Raw genomic sequence first — 17,959 nt, 5'->3', positions numbered from 1 at the left:
CGCCCGCCAGTGTGGGCCGGGTGGTGCCTCTGGAAGCCTTCCATGGCTAAGCTTCTTGGCGGCCTCCAGGAATCCCTGGGGATGGGGCTTTTGGCCCTCCTATGGCTGGGGGCGGGCCAGGGGATCCCTTACCTGTTTGACTGGGATGAGCTCATTTACGCCAGCTTGGCGCGGCAGATGCTATCCAGCGGCGATCCCCTGGCTTTGCAGATCAACGGCGAGCCCTTCTACGAGAAGCCGCCTCTGTTTTTCTGGCTGCAGGCGTTGGCAATGGCGGCCCTGGGGGTCAACGAAGGGGCGGCGCGGCTACCCAATGCGTTTGCCGGCGGCATCACGGTGGCCCTCTTGGGGGCGTGGGGAGCGCGGCTGCGCGGGGTGGGGTTTGGCTGCCTCTGGGGGATCCTGCTCCTGACGGGCTACCTGCCTTTGTTTTTCTACAAAACCGGCCTCATCGACCCGCTGTTGAATTTGGGCATGGGCGTGGGGCTGGGATCCCTTTGGGCTGCTGACGAGGCCCGTCGCTCCGGCCGCTCCGGGCAGGGGTGGAACGCCCTGGGCGCGCTGGCCTTGGGCCTAGCGGTGTTGGCCAAAGGACCCGTGGGGCTGGTGTTGCCGCTGGGCATCTGGGCCCTCTACAAGCTCTGGCAGGGGGATCCGCCAAGGCGGTGGGGGGAGATGGTGGCCTTCCTTGGCTTGGCGGGGGCTATTCCTCTGGCCTGGCTGGCGCTGGAAGCAGCGGCGCGGGGGCTGCAGTGGCTGGCGGCGTTTTGGCACTACCAGTGGGGTTTGGTGAGTACCCCCAGCGGCCACCCCGGCCCAGTTTACCTGCATCTCTTGGCCTTTGCTCTAGGGTGTTTTCCCTGGGCGGCTCCGGCCTTGGCCGAGATCTTGGCCAGCCTCCGCAGGAGCAGTGACTCGGCAGCGGCGGATTTAACTCAGCGGGCAGAACGCCTGCTGTTGGTGGCCTTCGGGGTGGTGCTGGCTCTGTTTTCGCTCTTGGTGCAAACCAAGTTGATCCACTACACCTCGCTGCTTTATCCCATCGGCGCCTACTTTGCTGCCCTGCGCCTGCAACGCCTGGGATCAAGAGAGGCTCAACTCAGCGTTTGGGAAGGCGGCTGGATCCTGCTGAGCGGTTTGTTTTGGCTAGCCCTGTGGCTGCTATTGCCCTGGCTGGGATCCCAGGATCCCGTCCTGCTGCTGCCGAGGGTCGAGAAGGGATTGGCGGCTTTGGGGATCCCGCTTTCCGACCTTTTTGAGAGTCTAGCGGGCAGCTTGGCGCTTGGATATCTCCAGGCTGAGGTGGAGTGGCCCTCCTTCACCTATGGCCCTGCTGTGCTCCTGGCGTTGGGGGGACTGGCCTGGATTAGAGCTCGGCACAATGTTCGAGGATGGGCCATCTTGCTCTTGGCCACAGGACTAAGCGCCCAGTTGGCCTGGAGCTGGGTTTTCCCACGGGTGTTGCAGCATACTCAGGGGGGATCCGTCCACTTCTTCCGGCAGTTTGCCGGCCCAGAACCGGCTCTTTCGGGAAGGGTTGGCCTTTATGGGCTGCGGTCATTTGTACCCTATTTTTATGGCCCGCTGCGGGTGCCCTATGCCGCCAACCTGGAGGAGCTGGCCGCCTGGCAGGTGCCCGACTATCTGGTGACCTGGGATCCCTTTGTAGCTGAGCTGGCAGCAACTTGGCAGGTCGTAGAGCGCCGCAGCCCCTTTTGGCTGTTGAAAAAAACCTCTTCTCTCCCCTAGCCGCAAGATGAGCCAGTACGTGTTGCGTATCAGCGACCTTCCCCTTCAGGATCGCCCGCGCGAGCGGCTGCTTAACCAAGGGGCAAGAAACCTCTCCCACGCGGAGCTGCTGGCCATTTTGCTCAACACCGGCCAGGGGCCGGGCAAGCTCTCGGCCGTTGGCCTGGCCCAGTTGCTCTTGAAAAAATTGGAAGCCCAGGGGGATCCCTTGGCCCAACTGCGCCAGCTGGAAGCCGGAGAGCTGCTGCAAATTGAGGGCATTGGCCCAGCCAAAGCCGCAACAGTGTTGGCCGCCATCGAGCTGGGGCGGCGGATCTTTTTGGCCCGACCACCCGAGCGGACGGTGATTGAATCGCCAGAACAGGCGGCCATGGCCCTAAGCAGCGACCTGATGTGGGAGACCCAAGAGCACTTTGCCGTCCTGCACTTGGACATCAAACACCGCCTCATTGGCCAGCAGATTGTAACCCGGGGAACCGCCACGGAAACTCTCACTCACCCGCGGGAAACCTTCCGCAGCGCCATCAAGCAAGGATCCAGCCGCATCCTGGTGGCCCACAACCATCCCTCCGGCAGTTTGGATCCCAGCCCGGAGGATCTTGCCCTGACGCGGCAACTCTTGCAGGCGGGGCAACTGCTGCAGATCCCGGTTTTGGATCACCTCATCCTCGGCGGCGGGCAGTTCCTCAGCCTGCGCCAACACACCCGCCTGTGGGAGGAGTTTCCCCAGCCAGAGTAGCTCCCCAGCCCCTCTCCCAGGGGAGCCAGCCCAAGCGCTCCGCGCCGCTGCCCTCACCCCCGGCCCCTCTCCCAGGGGAGCCAGCCCAAGCGCTCCGCGCCGCTCACGCGACCACCCCCAGCCCCTCTCCCAGGGTAGCCAGCCCTCACCCCCGGCCCCTCTCCCAGGGGGAGAGGGGGGCTAGGGATCCGGCAGCGCCTCAAAGCGCATGCCCACCCTGAGCTGGCCGCCGTTGACCAAGTCCCAGGCCGACTGTTCTTTTCTGCCGGGCAGTTGGGCCCGCCGGATGAGAAGGGATCCCTCCCCAGTAGCCACATACACCCCTTCTCCTTTGGCCAACCCCACCACTTCTCCGGGGCTACCCTGGGGAAGAGGGTCAGGGGGTGGATGCAACTGGGGAGCGGCAGAGCGGACAATCTTAATCCGCTGCCCCTGCAAGCCGGTAAAGCAGTCGGGAGAAAAGGCGCGGATTTGGTTATGCAAGGCCTGGGCCGGGCGCCGCCAATCGAGCTGGAAGTCCTGCTTTTTAAGGAGGGGGGCATAGGTGGCCCGCGAGTCATCCTGGGGGATGGGGGTGATCTCTCCTTTTTCTAGTTTCACCAGGGTTTCCACCAGTAGCTCGGCCCCCAGTTGGGCCAGTTGGGAGGCCAGTTCCAGCCCAGTCTGCTCTGGCCCAATGGGCAGCTTGGCCTGCAGCAAGATGGCTCCCGTATCCAGGCCCTCGTCCATGAGCATGGTGGTGACGCCGGTCTCGGTCTCGCCGTTGGCAATGGCCCACTGGATGGGGGCAGCGCCGCGGTAAGCCGGCAGAAGGGAAGCGTGGACATTGATGCAGCCCAACCTGGGCATTTGCAGCACCGCCGGCGGCAGGATTTGGCCATAGGCCACCACCACAAACACATCGGCAGCCAGCGCCTCTAGCGCCGCCAGCACCTCCGCATCCCGCCGCAGCCGGACAGGCTGCCACAGGGGGATCCCATGGGCTTGGGCAAGGACCTTGGTGGGCGGCGGGAGTACCTTCTGCCCTCGTCCCTGCGGCCGATCCGGCTGGCAGACCAAGCCCACTACTTCAAAGGAAGACTGCCGCTGCAACAGGAGCTGCAGCGAGGGCAGAGCAAACTCCGGCGTGCCAAAGAAAACAACCCGCATGGCCGACCCCTCTGAGCCCTGCCCTTTAGTCTAGAGGGTTAGGGGAAGGTGGGGAGGGCTCGCCAGTGTCAGGCGCTGGAGAAGGAAAGGGAGAAAGTCTGGCCGGAGGAGCCTGCCAAAAGGCAGGCTGTTTGAGATCGAACTCTTGGCTCCAGGCTGGAAAGAAAGCGCCCAGCTTTTGCCCGGAAAGCCGCAGCCGCTGCACAAAGGTCCATTCCAGACGGGTCAAGACCCGCCGCACAAAATCCTTGGCCCAGGCCGGATCCGGAACTTCCGCTGCCTGCAAGTTCACCTGTAAGAGGCTCAGCTTGGGGTGCAGATGGACGCGGGCCTGGAGCCCTTGCGGGCGCAGCAGGTAGTTGAGCACATACTGGATGGCTTCTCCATCCCCGCGTTGGGCACGGTACAGCGGGCTGTTGGGGTTGGGCGGCGGCTGGTAGCGCCACTCGCGGTGCCATTCCGGGATCCCTTCCCCCAGAGGAAAGCCGAACAGCTCTACCTGGCGGTGTCGGTGGGTCAGCGCCAGTTGTTCCAGGGTTGGCAAGAGGCCCTGCAGCAGCCGCTCCGGATCCGGGAGGGGATCCCCTTCTAAACGCAGCAGCAGACGTTGGCCGGAAAGACGCGCCTGCACCTGCAGATGTCCCAGCCCCAGGGATCCCAGGGCTGCTTGCAAGCGAGCCACGATCTCCGGCAGAGCCGCCTGGACATCCACAGAATGGGCAGACACCGACAGGGATCCGCAACAAGACCAGATCCAACCTAGCCCAATTTCGGCAAGGGCTTGGAGGGGTTGGCGGCTAGGGCTAGATTCCCAGGATTAAACGGGCAACGTAGAAGTAGATCAACACCCCCAGCACGTCCACAATCGTGGTGATGAAGGGGGCGGCCATCAAGGCCGGATCCAGACCAAAGGAGCGAAACAGAAAGGGCAGCCCCGCCCCTGACACCGAAGAGAGAACAGAAATCCCAAATAGGCTTAGCCCGACGATGACCGCCACCAGGAGATCCCGCTGCAGGGCATAGGCCCAGCCGATGGTGATCAAGCTGAGCATGATCCCCAGCATGGCTCCCACCACTGCTTCCCGGGCCAGTACCCCCAACCCGTCCTTGAGGCGCACCGCTGCCGTGCTCAGGCCGCGAATCACCACCGTCGAAGACTGGGAGCCGACGTTGCCGCCGCTATCCACCAACAGTGGGATAAAAGCCGCCAGGGCGATCACCTGGCTTAAGACTTCTTCCTGGCCGGCAATAATCGTGCTGGTAAAGGTGTTGGTAAGCAGCAAAATCAGCAGCCACACCACCCGCTTGCGGGCTGCCTGCCAAAAACTGAGGTCGAAATAGTCATCTTCTCCAGACTGCAACCCCCCCAAGGAGTAGATGTCTTCGGTGGCCTCTTGCTCCACGATGTCCAGTACATCATCTACCGTAACGATCCCCACCAGTCGCCGCTCGGCATCCACCACCGGCACCGCCAACAGGTCGTACCGCTGGATGACCTGCGCCACCTCTTCCTGGTCGGTGTGGGTGCTGACGAACACCACCTCCCGGCTCATCACCTCCTCCAGCCGCTGAGCCGGATCGGCCATCACCAACTCCCGCAAGGATAGGGTTCCCGTCAGGTGTCGCTCCTGGTCGGTGACGTAGAGGTAGTAGATGGTCTCGGTTTCGCGGGCCAAGAGGCGCACCCGCTCCAGTGCCTCGGCTGCCGTCAGGTTCTCTCGCAGGGAAATGTACTCCGGGGTCATGATCCGCCCCGCGGTGTTGGGGGCATAGCCCAGCAGCAGGGCCGTGGCTTCCCGTTCCTGGGGGCTGAGCTGGGGCAGCAGTTCGGCAACCACCTTGGCCGGCAGCTCGTCGAAGAGGCGGGCCCGGTCGTCCGGCGACATCTTGTCCAAGATGTCCTGGATCTCGTGGCTCCTGAACTCGCGCAGCAGCGCCTGTTGCAGATCTATGTCCAGGTGTTCGTAAACGCGGATGGCCAGATCCTTGGGCAGCAAGCGAAAGGCCAGAGCCTGCTGCGCCTCCGGCAACTCCCCGATTACCTCGGCAATGTCCACCGCTTGTACGGGCAGCAGGAGAGATTTGGCTTGTTCCAAGTTGTTTTCCCTTAGGGCCAAGCTGAGCTGGCCACGCAAGAGCTCACAAAATTGCTCGCGGCTCAACTCAGGGCTGGGGGCGGGTGGGATCAGCGGGGCGGAATTCAACGGCTGCACTCCCTGCAACTCTAGCTTTAACTATGCCAGCAAAGCTGAGTCTGTGCTCCCCGCCCCCGTTTTCCTAGAGCCCATAAAAGTCGGGGCCGGATCCCTCGTAGCTGGGGTTAACCCGCAGGTTGAGGTGGGGGCAGACGATCTCGCAGGTGCGGCATTGGATGCAGTTTTCCAGCGACATGGCGTGGGAGCGGATCCCATTGCGTTCGCGGATGTGGTGGACTTCTGCCGGGCAATCGGCCACGCAGGGGGTAGGGCGGTTGAGCTTGTCGTAGGTGGCAATGCACTGGCGGCAGGTGTCAGCGCTGAACTCAAGGATGTGGCGGTTGCCTTCCGGGTAGCGGGGATCGGCAAAAAAGACGGCATCTGACCGCGAGAAATAGCCCCATCGCGTGGTCAATGCTTCAGGATCCAGACCTAGGGGGGCCACAAAGTCCGCTTGGATGGCGGCATGGGGAGCAACATACCCCCGTGGGGGCGGCTCGCCGGCGCTGACCCGTCCCGTCAGCAGCGTGTAGGCGCGCAGGAGTTCCCCGCCGCGACGCACGGGATCCTGCAGGCCCCAGCGCAGGGATCCCAGCCAAGGGTGGCCGGCATCGACGCTGCGGCAGATCTGGGGCAGGTATTCTTCCAGCAGGCGGGAGTTTTCCAAAAAGGCTTCCCGAAAATAGCGGCTGCGGTAGAGATCTTGCCCCACCGAGCTCTCCATCACGGCTTTTTGGTAGGCCTCTTGAATGCGCAGATCCCCTTTTAAAAAGCCGTCGTGAATGAGGCCCGCTGCCAGGTAGCCGGTCTCCATCGCATTATCCACCCCGGCCAGGCTGCCCACATCCAGCACCCCCAGGGCATCCCCCAAGAGCAAGGCCCCTTCAACGCCAAAGCGGGTGGGCAGGCTGTAGTAGCCCCCCTCAGGAATGACGGCGGCCCCGTACTTGAGCAACTTGCCACCGGCAATCAGGGATTGGATCCAGGGGTGGGCTTTGAACTCCTGCAGGCGCTGCTGCGGGTTGAGGTTGGGATTTTTGCTGTCGAGGCCGATGATGAGGCCCAGGGCCAGGCGGTTATCTTTGAGGCCGTAGACAAAGCCGCCGCTGAAGCTGCCATCCAAAACCGGGTAGCCCAGGGTGTGCCACACCTGCCCTTGCAGCGAGCGAGGGATCTGCCACAGCTCTTTGACCCCCACCGACCACAGTTGCGGTCGAGGGCGCAGGTGAAACTTCTCGACCAGGTCTTTGGAGATAAATCCCTTGTCGCCAAAGCAGGTGAGCTCGGCAAAGACGCAATCTTCGTAAACTTGGCCGGAGTCGCTCACCCGCACCCCAATGACTCGCTCCCCCTCATAGAGGATCTCGTGGGCGGCAAAGCCGGGGAATACATCCAAGGTAACGTTGGGGATCCCTTTGGCCTTTTCCTGCAGGGTTTCGGCCAGCCAGCGGATGACATGGCTAAGGGTGAGGAGGAACTGCCCCTGTTTGCGCAACCCCTTTGGGATCGCCGCTTCCGGTAGATCCCAGCGCTCTTGGGATCCCAGTACGCTCAGGTGGCTCACTTCCACCCGCCCCTCGTGGGGAAATCCTTGGCTCTCAAAATCCGGGAAAAGCCTGGCGATTACCTGGGGATTGCAGATGGCACCACTGATGATGTGCCCGCCAAATTGCCGGGCTTTTTCCAAGATGGCGATGGAGATCTTGAGCCCCGAGAGCTTGGCCAGATCCAAAAGGCGATGGGCCAGGATCAGGTTGGAGGAGCTTCCTCCCACCAAAAGCAGGTCATAGCGGATGGTGTCACTCATGCAGAATTCCCCACGCAGCAGCTCTGGAGAGTCTGCCCGTATCCTAGAAAGGAAAAGTGGTAAAGATCCCAAAACTTTAGACCTTCTCAAGGCTTTGGGCGTTCTCCCTGCGCTGGCCAACCCCAGCCTTTTGCCTGGCTTGGGCAGGGATCCCTCCTTCCTGCAATTTTTCCAGCTAGCCGGATTCGATTCGAGCCTCTCTTGCCAGAGAAAAAGGGGCTGTCTTTGAGCTGGCTTGCGGTATTGCCGCTAGCTGTCAGAGCCTGGATTCTACGCTAAGCAAGTTGTAGGCGGCAATGAAGGAGCATCCTCTGTCCAAGTCTTTCTTGGCAACGCTGGCTGGGGCCTTCTTTGTTCTTTTAGGCTGCAGCGTTGTACGGCACCACTTGTTTCAGTCGGGAGGGTATGATCTCGGCATTTTCGACCAAGCTGTTTATTTAATCAGCCGTGGCGAGGTTCCTTTTTCTACTATTCGCGGGATCCACATTCTTGGAGATCACGCAGCTTTTATCTTGTATCCTCTCAGTCTCTTGTATCGCATTGTTCCCTCTGTATATTGGCTGTTTGGCATCCAAGCTCTGGCACTAACGCTGGGAGCGCTGGCCGTTTACCATCTGGCGCTCCAAGCCGAGATTGATTCTGGCAGGGCGAGAACAATTGCCGCCGCCTATCTTCTCTACCCAGCCATCTTCAACGCCAACCTTTTTGATTTTCATCCAGAAGTGTTGGCCGTTCCCCTTTTTTTGGCCGCTATACTCTGTGTTCGCTCTGGCAAGTTGTGGGGGTTTTTGCTGTGCCTAGGTGGTATCCTCGGCTGCAAGGCGGTGTTGTCTCTCAATGTCGTTGCCCTGGGAGCTTGGCTGTTACTCTTTGAAAGCAGACGAGTTGAAAAGCGCTGGGAACGGCGCTGCCAAGTGGCCGGCTGGCTTGCCATAGCGGCAGGGTCGGCCTGGTTTGGCATGGCTACTTTTTGGATTATTCCTCACTTCAGTGGCAGCGAGCCGGCAGCCGTTTCTCACTATAGCTATTTGGGCAGTTCCGTTCCTGAAATTATCCAAAACTTAGTTCTCAAGCCAACATTAGTCCTGGGCAAGGTCTTCTCTCTCGACACCCTATTCTATGGACTTTTGTTAATCATTCCTGTGGCTTGGGGCCTCTCTTGGCACCACTGGGATCCCTGGATCCCTGCCCTGCCAACCCTGGGGCTGAATATACTTTCTAGCAATCCTGCTTATCGGGATCTGGTGCATCAGTATGCATTACCTGTTGTTCCTTTTCTCTTTCTAGCTGTTATCGAAAACGCGAAAGCAGTCCCCTTTTGGTTTTGCCCCGTCAAAAGCAGAAAAGCAGCGCTAGGCTGGTCTTTGCTGGCTTTTTTAGCCCTGGCAAAATACCCCTTTTTCGGCTCCATCTATCTTCAGTCTCTTGACACTTGGCAGGCCACTCGCGAGGCCCTTGCCCACATCACCACCCAAGGGGGTGTCCTTACCACCCACGAGATTAGCCCCCACCTCACCCACCGGCAAGTTATCTACTTTACTGATGAGAGCCACTTCAAGGGATCTCCCCCCCAACAATGGGATCCCTTTGACTACGTTTTGCTTAACAGTCGCCATCCGGGGTGGCGCAGCAGCCCAGAGTTCTCCCAAACCCTGCTTGCCGCTTTACAAAAAGAAACCTCGTTTCAGCTTCTCTACCATCGCGATGGGGTGTATTTGTTCTCTAGGATACGACAAGAACCTTAAGCCTAGCTGGAACAAGTCAAAGACAAAGATCAGAAAGCAAAATTCCCTGTAGTTCAACAATTTGTTAAGAAATCATTAGCTCAACCTAAAGAAATTCTTCATATCGATGAAGCTTAACCTAGTCTTGGCCTCTTCTTAACTTCTAGGTACTAGTTTTGGAGCGCCTATCCCAATGCGTGAAGTCAGTAACGCAGGGAATCGACAAGACAAGAGAAGGGGAGAACTCAACGTGAATAATCCGCAGGGTTCTAGGCTTCGTCATGGGGACGAGCCTCTGTGCAATCATTCGCCCAACCCCACCTTTAGCAGCATCCTAGAAGCCCGCCTGCAGCGGCGCCAAGTGTTGCAGGGGGGCATTGCCGCAGCAGTGGCCACCTTTTTTGGCCTGCCGGCGCTCAACAACGCCAGTAAGTCGGCCAAAGCGGCCAGCGGCAGTGCCTTGCTGGGTTTCAAGGCAATCCCCGTGAGCGCAGAAGACAAAGTGGTGGTGCCGGAAGGCTACACTGCCCGACCGCTGCTGGCCTGGGGTATCCCCATCACCGGCACCTACCCTGAGTTTAAGCTGGAGAACACCGGCGCCGAGCAGGGGATGCAGGTGGGCAGCCACCACGACGGTATGCACTTCTTCCCCATTGAGGGGAAGGATCCCTGGCAGGGCAGCTCCACCGAGGGCCTGTTGGTGATCAACCACGAGTACGTGGAGCCGCGCTTTATGCATGCCGCCGCCAAAGGACAACAGCTCAACGATGAGGGGTATCCGGTCAACCCCGACGGTAGCCGCGATCCCGACCAGGTGCTCAAGGAGCTGAACGCCCACGGGGTGAGCATTGTCCACATCAAGCGGGAGGCGGACGGTAACTGGACTGTGGTGCGGGATCGCCTCAACCGCCGCATCACCGGCCCCACCCTCATGGAGATCCAGGGCCCGGTACGGGGGTCTGACTTTGTCAAGACCAAGTTCAGCCCCGATGGCACGATGACGCGGGGTACTCTAAACAACTGCGCCCACGGGGTTACCCCCTGGAACACCTACCTCACCTGTGAGGAAAACTGGGCCGGCTACTTCGTTAACACCAGCAAAGGGCCGGATCAAAAGCCCAACCTGCCCCGCGAACACAAGCGCTATGGCGTGAGCACCGAGACCTCCCGCTACGGCTGGGAGCTGGCTAGCAACAAGGCCGACGAGTTCATCCGCTTCAACGCCACCCCCACCGCTGCCGATGCTACCCAGGACTACCGCAACGAGCCCAACACCTTCGGCTGGGTGGTGGAGATTGATCCCTTTGATCCCAGCAGCAGGCCTAAGAAGCGCACAGCTCTGGGCCGCTTTGCCCATGAGGGCGTGGTGTTCCAGCCGCCGGTGGAAGGACAGCCGATTGTGCTCTACATGGGGGACGATGCCCGCTTTGAGTACATCTACAAGTACGTCTCGGCCGAGCCCTACCGCAAGGAGACGGCAGGCGGCCACCTGCTGGACAACGGCACGCTGTATGTGGCCAAGTTCAACGAAGACGGCACAGGGGAGTGGATCCCGCTGGTGTTTGGGCAAAACGGCCTCACCCCCGAGAATGGCTTCACCAGCCAGGCGGATGTACTGGTGAACACCCGCACCGCGGCAGACTTCGTCGGCGCCACCAAGATGGATCGGCCCGAATGGGGAGCAGTGGATCCCAAGACTCGTATGGTCTACTTCACCCTAACCAACAACAGCAAGCGGGAACAAGACCAGGTGAATGCCGCCAACCCTCGTCCCAAAAACCAGTGGGGTCACATCATCCGCTGGAAGGAAGCCAATGGCCAGCCCCAAGCTACCCGCTTTGAGTGGGACATCTTCGTCCTGGCCGGCCCGCCAGGAGATAGCCGCACCTTATCCGGCCAAGCTCTCAGCTCGGACAACATCTTCAACTCTCCCGATGGGCTGTGGTTCGATGCCAGTCGTCGCCTCTGGATCCAAACGGATTGTAGCGAGAGCAACCTCAACAAGGGAGATTTTGCCCAGTTCGGCAACAACCAGATGCTGGCTGCCGACCCGGATACGGGAGAAATTCGTCGCTTCTTGACCGGGCCGATTGGACAGGAGATCACCGGCGTGGTTACCACTCCCGACCAGCGCACCATGTTCATCAATGTCCAGCACCCCGGCTCCACCACCAGTGCCGAAGACTTCGCTGCCGGCAAGATTGCTTCGCGCTGGCCTGACTACGACGACAACATCTATCCCCGCTCGGCGGTGGTGGTGGTTACCAAAAATGACGGCGGCGTCATTGGTACCTAGTTGGCGCCGAAGCCGTCAACTTAACCCAGCGGCAGGGATCCCTGCCGCTTTTTCCTGCAAGAGTTACTCCCCTCTCCCTGAGGGAGAAGGGCCTACTCCCACAAGTTCAAATCGGTCACCGCCCCCAGGCTGCTGCTGGAGACGAGCTTGGCGTACTTGGCCAAGGTGCCCCGTTTGTAGCGAGGCTCGGGGGGAACCCAGCGGGCGCGGCGGCGGGCCAGTTCTTCCTCGCTAACATGCAGGTGCAACAGACGAGCGGGGGCATCGATGGTAATGAGATCCCCTTCCTCCACCAGGGCAATGGGGCCGCCTACGTAGGCCTCAGGCGCCACATGGCCCACCACCATGCCGTAGGTACCACCAGAGAAGCGGCCATCGGTAATTAGCCCCACGCTATCTCCCAAGCCAGCGCCGATGATGGCCGAAGTGGGGGAGAGCATCTCCCGCATGCCAGGGCCGCCCTTGGGGCCTTCGTAGCGGATCACCACGACGTCCCCTGGTCGAATTTGGCCAGCAAGGATAGCCTGCAGACAGGACTCCTCCGAGTCAAAGACCCGCGCCGGCCCCGTGATCTTGGGAGTCTTGACGCCGCTAATCTTGGCCACTGCCCCTTCGGGAGCAAGGTTACCTTTGAGGATGGCTATGTGCCCTTGGGGGTAAAGGGGGCTGTGCCAGGGGCGAATCACCTCTTGGTCAGGGCTGGGCTCGTCCGGCACGTCCCGTAGGACTTCGGCAATCGTCTGACCAGAGATGGTGAGGCAGTCCCCGTGCAGCAAACCGTGGTTGAGCAGGATCTTCATTACTTGCGGGATCCCACCAGCCCGGTGCAGATCGGTGGCAACAAAGCGGCCCGAAGGCTTGAGGTCGCAGAGAACAGGCACGCGGGCGCGGATGGTCTCAAAGTCATCCAACGTCAGGGGCACCTCCGCGGCGTGGGCAATGGCCAAAAAGTGGAGCACGGCGTTGGTGGATCCCCCTACGGCCATGATGACGGAGATGGCGTTCTCAATGCTCTGGCGGGTGATGATGTCGCGGGGCCGAATGTTGGCTTTAATGGCCTCGGCCAAGACCTTGGCCGATTGGGCAGCGCTTTCGGCTTTTTCTTCATCCTCTGCCGCCATGGTAGAGGAATAGGGCAGGCTCATGCCCATGGCCTCAAAGGCGCTGGACATGGTGTTGGCGGTGTACATGCCGCCACAGGATCCGGCACCGGGGCAGGCGTGGCGCTCCACCGCCAGCAGCTCTTCCTCGGAGATGTGCCCGGCGCTGTACTCCCCTACCGCTTCAAAGGCGCTGACGATGGTGAGGTCGCGGCCGTTGTAGTGCCCCGGCTTGATGGTGCCGCCATAGACAAAGATGGAGGGCACGTTGAGGCGGGCCATGGCAATCATCGCCCCCGGCATGTTTTTGTCGCAGCCACCAATGGCCAAGAGACCATCCATACTCTGGCCGTTGACCACCGTCTCGATGGAATCGGCAATCACCTCCCGCGACACGAGGGAGTACTTCATGCCCTCGGTGCCCATGGAAATGCCGTCGCTGATGGTAATGGTGCCGAAGATCTGAGGCATGCAGCCGGCCTCCCGCAGGGCAGCTTCGGCTCGCTCGGCCAGGGCTTGGATGCCGATGTTGCAGGGGGTAATGGTGCTGTGGGCGTTGGCGATGCCGACGATGGGCTTGCCGAAGTCCTCATCGCGAAAGCCCACTGCTCTAAGCATGGCGCGGTTGGGGGAGCGCTGCACCCCCTGGGTGACCACTTGGCTGCGCAGCGGAAAAGGAGAGTTGGCCATCATTGGTAAGAAGAAACCGAGAAAAGTGAGCAGGGAAAAGAATGGGTAGAACTCATCCTACCGCTTTTCCCAAAGGCAACCGTAACCCTCCTGGCAAGAGGGATCCGACCAAATCTGAAGCAACTCTGTAAGTTCTCGGCACCTGCGCCGAGAATCGGCCAGCCTACCTAGTGAAGGGGATCCCAGATTCCAATTGCGTCAGCGGGACGCAGTCGTTGCCCTCCGGTTCGAGATACAGAAGCCAGGAACCTCTTGTTCCGGCGTTTCCTCTTAGGTGTCAGTGAAGCCGCGTATGGTTCTCAGCTCTCCTCCCCCCCCCGCCGCCGTGCCCAGCAGCGCCGAACGGGAGATGGCGCGGGATGTGCTCACCCTCTCCCGCCATGTCTTGCAGCAGTTTGGCAGCTTTACTGCCGAGGCCCAGGACTTCAGCGCCCTGATGAACCGCATTGCCCTGGCCGGCAAGATGATTGCCCGTCGCCTCAGCCAGGCAGGGCTGATCGAAGGAACGTTGGGGGTGACCGGCAGCGTCAATGTCCAAGGGGAAGAACAGCAACAGATGGACGACTATGCCAACCGGGCCTTCATCCGCGCCTTGGAGCAGACGGGCCTGGTGTGTCGGCTGGTGTCAGAAGAGATGAAAACGCCGGCCCGCCTGCCGGAAAACTGCTCCCTCAGCCGCTTGGCCCTGGTGATCGATCCCTTGGATGGATCTTCCAACATTGACGCCAACCTCAGCGTCGGCTCTATCTTCTCCGTTCTGCACCCCCTTGAGGATCGTCCGGAAGCAGACAACCAAGATCTCCTGCAGCCGGGCCGTCGCCAACTGGCCGCCGGCTACATCCTCTACGGCCCCAGCACCCAACTGGTCTATTCCGTCGGCAAGGGGGTACACAGTTTTACGTTGGATCCCAGCTTGGGCGAGTTCATCCTCTCCAAGAGCGATATTCGCATTCCCGAACGCGGCTCCGTCTACAGCCTTAACGAGGGCTACTTCTGCCAGTGGAGCGAAGGGATCCAGAACTATGTCCGCTACGTCCACCGCCACGATGGCTACATCTCCCGCTACAGCGGCGCTCTGGTGGCGGATTTTCACCGCATCCTTCTCCAGGGCGGGGTGTATCTCTATCCGGGCACCCAGAAAAAACCAGAGGGCAAGCTGCGGCTGATGTACGAGGCCAACCCTCTGGCGTTTTTGGCTGAGCAGGCAGGAGGCGTGGCTACCACCGGCAGCGAGGCTATCCTGGACATCGTGCCCCAATCCCTGCACCAACGGGTGCCTTTGATTATCGGCAGCCGCGAGAATGTGGAAGAAGTGTTGCGCTGCCTTCGCTGAACCCCGCCCACGCAAGCCGAGCTGACTCTATGGTGACCCTGGCTGAAAACCCCCTGCGCGTTGGCCTCAACCAAGAGCGCGTTCCGGATCCCTGTATCCTGGTACAGTTTGGCGCTTCCGGGGATCTGGCGGCCCGCAAGCTGATCCCGGCCTACTACCGGCTGTTTGTGCAGCGACGGCTGCCGCCGGAGTTTACCTTGGTGGGGGTGGCCCGGCGCGATTGGAGCCACGAGATCTATCGGGACAAGATGCGGGCGGCCCTGGAAGAATTTGCCCCCCAAGATCTGGGGCCAGAAGCCCTCTGGCAAGACTTTGCCCGCCGCCTGTTCTACTGTCGCCTTGATCTTGGCGATGCCGAGGGCTACCTGCGTCTCAAGCAATTCCTCGGCCAACTGGATGAGGAGCGGGCCACCCGCGGCAACCGGGTATTTTACCTGGCGGTGGCGCCGGACTTCTACGCCCAGGCCATCCAACAGTTGGGGGCAGCCGGGATGTTGGCTGACCCGGCCAAAACGCGGGTGGTGATTGAAAAGCCCTTTGGCCACGACCTCACCTCGGCCCAGGAGCTGAACCGCATCGTGCAGCGGATTTGCCAGGAAGAGCAGGTCTACCGCATCGACCACTACCTGGGCAAAGAGACGGTGCAAAACCTGTTGGTCTTCCGCTTTGCCAACGCCATCTTTGAGCCCCTCTGGAACCGCAACTACATTGACCATGTGCAGATTACTGTAGCGGAAACGGTGGGGGTGGAGGATCGGGCTGGCTACTACGACGCTGCCGGTGCTCTGCGGGACATGGTGCAGAACCACCTGATGCAGATCTACTGCCTCACTGCTATGGAGCCACCTGTCTCATTACGCGGCGACGGGGTACGCAACGAAAAGACCAAGGTGCTGCAGGCTACCCGCCTGGCGGATCTGCGCAATGTAGCCGCGGCAGCGGTGCGAGCCCAGTACGGCCCCGGCTGGATTGCCGGCAAGCCGGTGCCAGGCTATCGCCAAGAGCCCAATGTCAACCCCAACTCGCAAACCCCCACTTACGTGGCCCTGAAATTGGAATGCGACACTTGGCGGTGGCAGGGAGTGCCCTTTTACCTGCGCACCGGCAAACGCTTGGCCAAGAAGATCTCCGAGGTGGCCATCTACTTTAAGCAGGTGCCGCTCTCTCTTTTTCCTTCGGCAGCCCGGGAGGTGAGCCCCAACATCCTGGTGCTGCGCATCCAGCCCAACGAGGGCATCTCCCTGCGCTTTGAGGCCAAGATGCCGGGGCCAGAGATCCGCACCCGCTCGGTGGAAATGGATTTTCGCTATGGAACTGCCTTTGGGTCGAGCACCCCGGATGCCTACGAGCGCCTGCTGTTGGACTGCCTGCTGGGGGATCCCACCCTATTTACCCGCGCCGACGAGGTGGAAGCCGCCTGGCGGGTGGTGACGCCGGTGTTGTCGGCCTGGGAGGCGCCGCCTGGCCATGACAAGGGCGGCAATACCGCACCGCCGCTGTACACCTATGAGGCCGGCACCTGGGGGCCCAAGGCCGCTGAAGACTTGCTGGCCCAGTCGGGGCGGCGGTGGCGACGTCTCTAGTTTGTTTGAATCGCTGCCCTCACCCCCGCCCCCTCTCCCAAAGGGACGGCCCTCACCTCACCCCCGGCCCCTCTCCCTGAGGCCCTCACCCCCGGCCCCTCTCCCTTTGGGAGAGGGGAGTTAGAGATGGTGCTCCGCGCCGCCGGCGCAAACATGCATCTGGTTGGAACCAGCCCTGGCAGGAAGGATCCCCGGTTGCTGCAGCTAACATGGGCATGACCTGTTTTTGCGTGGGTGTCATGCCGCCACTGGTATTCCGGCTACCTGTCCGGTTTTTGCTAACCTTGCCGCTGGGCTTTGCCATGGTGTTGGGGGTAGGGAGAGGGGATCCCGCTCAAGCCCAAGTGTTGCTGCACCTTCCCCTGCCCAATGGGGAGTTGATGCGGGCCCAGGCCCTGCAACTGGCCACTGACTCGCTGCGGCTGGCTCAGTTTGGCCAGACAGAAGAGGCGCTGCGCCGCTTGCAACTGGCGGTGGCCATGGTGCCCAACTCTTCTGAGCTGCTCTATGCTTTGGGCAACGTCCACCTGGAGCGGGGAGACTACGCCCAGGCGGTGCAAGCGCTGCAGAAGGCCCGCGCCCTGGCTCCTGACGACGCCGATATTCTCTACTCGCTGGGAGCGGCTTACTTGCGGCAGGGCAGCTACTTTGCCGCCGCCGAGGCTTTGGAACGGGCTGTGGCCCTGCAACCGGATAACCCCAACGCCCGCTTCCAACTGGGCAATGCTTACCTAATGCTGGATCAATGGGATCCCGCCCGGCAGGAATATGAGAAGACTCTGGAGTTGGATCCCGCCTACTGGCCGGCTATGAACAACATCGGCTTGGTGGACTACGAGCAGGGGGATCTGGAGGCTGCCATCAAGCGCTGGGAACGCACGATAGAGATGAACGACTCTGTGGCAGAGCCCTACTTGGCCTTGGCGACCGCTCTCTACATTCGGGGAGAACCCGGACGAGCCGAGGAGCTGGGGGCCAAGGCTGTGCGCCTGGATCCCAGCTATGCCCGGCTAGAAGTGCTGCGGGAGAACCTGTGGCGGGAGAAGCTGCTGCGGGATGTGCAAGTTCTCCTGCGCAGCCGCCCCGTTGCCGAGGCTCTGCAGCAAGCTGCCGTCGAGCAGTTCAACCGGCAGATGGGGCTCTCAGAAGAGTAGGCTCAGGGGCCGCCCAAGGCAGCTTGGGCCGGGGATCCCGCGCCCATCCGTTCCTGCAGCCTCTCAACCTTGGCCCGGATCCGCTCGGCAATGCCGACGCTGTTCAAGCCCAGATCCGCCAAGGACTCCTCAGGAGTGGCGTGCTCCACCCACACATCCGGCACCCCCAGGCGCAACAAAGGCACCCGGATATCGGCATCCAGAAGGGCTTCCCCCACTGCCGAGCCAAACCCGCCCATGAGGCAGCCCTCTTCTACTGTCACCACCAGGCGGCTCTGTTGGGCCAGGGGCAGGATCAGCTCGGTATCCAGAGGCTTGGCGAAGCGGGCGTTGACCACAGTGGTGGAGATACCGTGTTCCTTCAAAATCTCCGCCGCCTGCAAACTGGGATGCACCATCGACCCATAGGCCAGGATCAGCACCTCGCCGCCGCTGCGCAG

The 17,959-nt window shown here is 61.2% G+C and carries 13 protein-coding genes; 7 read left to right on the top strand and 6 right to left on the bottom strand.

Annotated features, from left to right (window positions below; genetic code table 11):
* The first annotated feature begins 42 nt into the window (after positions 1–42).
* Together NW835_RS08720 and radC are read left to right on the top strand one after the other, a co-directional pair.
* Positions 43–1,749, top strand: coding sequence for an ArnT family glycosyltransferase (locus NW835_RS08720; protein WP_414415073.1), 1,707 nt, complete (start codon positions 43–45; stop codon positions 1,747–1,749).
* Positions 1,750–1,756: 7 nt separating this feature from the next.
* On the top strand, positions 1,757–2,488 hold the full coding sequence (gene radC, locus NW835_RS08715; RefSeq protein ID WP_414415072.1) for a RadC family protein: 732 nt from the start codon (positions 1,757–1,759) through the stop codon (positions 2,486–2,488).
* A 180-nt stretch (positions 2,489–2,668) separates the two neighbouring features.
* Here the strand turns inward: radC and fmt are convergent, their stop codons facing one another.
* The 4 genes from fmt to NW835_RS08695 form a co-directional block, all read right to left on the bottom strand.
* Positions 2,669–3,637, bottom strand: coding sequence for a methionyl-tRNA formyltransferase (gene fmt, locus NW835_RS08710; RefSeq protein WP_414415071.1), 969 nt, complete (start codon positions 3,635–3,637; stop codon positions 2,669–2,671).
* Between the two features lie 25 nt (positions 3,638–3,662).
* Positions 3,663–4,364, bottom strand: a complete 702-nt coding sequence (locus NW835_RS08705; RefSeq protein WP_414415070.1) for a hypothetical protein — start codon at positions 4,362–4,364, stop codon at positions 3,663–3,665.
* Between the two features lie 76 nt (positions 4,365–4,440).
* On the bottom strand, positions 4,441–5,841 hold the full coding sequence (mgtE, locus tag NW835_RS08700) for a magnesium transporter (protein ID WP_414338524.1): 1,401 nt from the start codon (positions 5,839–5,841) through the stop codon (positions 4,441–4,443).
* A 73-nt stretch (positions 5,842–5,914) separates the two neighbouring features.
* Positions 5,915–7,639, bottom strand: a complete 1,725-nt coding sequence (locus NW835_RS08695; RefSeq protein ID WP_414415069.1) for an electron transfer flavoprotein — start codon at positions 7,637–7,639, stop codon at positions 5,915–5,917.
* A 296-nt stretch (positions 7,640–7,935) separates the two neighbouring features.
* Between NW835_RS08695 and NW835_RS08690 the strand changes: the two genes are divergently transcribed.
* Complete coding sequence (locus tag NW835_RS08690; protein WP_414376563.1) at positions 7,936–9,384, top strand: DUF2079 domain-containing protein; 1,449 nt, start codon at positions 7,936–7,938, stop codon at positions 9,382–9,384.
* 229 nt (positions 9,385–9,613) lie between these two features.
* Positions 9,614–11,659: a PhoX family protein gene (locus NW835_RS08685; RefSeq protein ID WP_414415068.1), complete on the top strand. Its 2,046-nt coding sequence runs from the start codon at positions 9,614–9,616 to the stop codon at positions 11,657–11,659.
* Positions 11,660–11,751: 92 nt separating this feature from the next.
* Here the strand turns inward: NW835_RS08685 and ilvD are convergent, their stop codons facing one another.
* Positions 11,752–13,449 carry a dihydroxy-acid dehydratase gene (gene ilvD, locus NW835_RS08680; protein ID WP_414365872.1) on the bottom strand — a complete coding sequence of 566 codons (1,698 nt, stop codon included), beginning with the start codon at positions 13,447–13,449 and terminating at the stop codon, positions 11,752–11,754.
* Between the two features lie 349 nt (positions 13,450–13,798).
* Between ilvD and fbp the strand changes: the two genes are divergently transcribed.
* The 3 genes from fbp to NW835_RS08665 all read left to right on the top strand — a co-directional run bounded on the left by fbp (position 13,799) and on the right by NW835_RS08665 (position 17,519).
* A complete protein-coding gene (fbp, locus tag NW835_RS08675) occupies positions 13,799–14,782 on the top strand; it encodes a class 1 fructose-bisphosphatase (RefSeq protein WP_414415159.1) in 984 nt (327 codons plus the stop codon).
* Positions 14,783–14,811: 29 nt separating this feature from the next.
* Positions 14,812–16,365 carry a glucose-6-phosphate dehydrogenase gene (zwf, locus tag NW835_RS08670; RefSeq protein WP_414415067.1) on the top strand — a complete coding sequence of 518 codons (1,554 nt, stop codon included), beginning with the start codon at positions 14,812–14,814 and terminating at the stop codon, positions 16,363–16,365.
* A 239-nt stretch (positions 16,366–16,604) separates the two neighbouring features.
* Positions 16,605–17,519 (top strand): tetratricopeptide repeat protein, encoded by a 915-nt coding sequence (locus NW835_RS08665; RefSeq protein WP_414415066.1) that lies wholly within the window; start codon positions 16,605–16,607, stop codon positions 17,517–17,519.
* 2 nt (positions 17,520–17,521) lie between these two features.
* Here the strand turns inward: NW835_RS08665 and NW835_RS08660 are convergent.
* Positions 17,522–17,959: transketolase C-terminal domain-containing protein (locus NW835_RS08660; RefSeq protein WP_414415065.1), on the bottom strand; the 438-nt coding region annotated here is incomplete at its 5' end.

This window comes from Synechococcus sp. OH2 (genome assembly GCF_047462155.1).
Taxonomy (GTDB): Bacteria; Cyanobacteriota; Cyanobacteriia; order Thermostichales; family Thermostichaceae; genus Thermostichus.
Note: the sequence above shows the minus strand (reverse complement) of the source record. Positions and strands in the feature narration are given on the sequence as shown.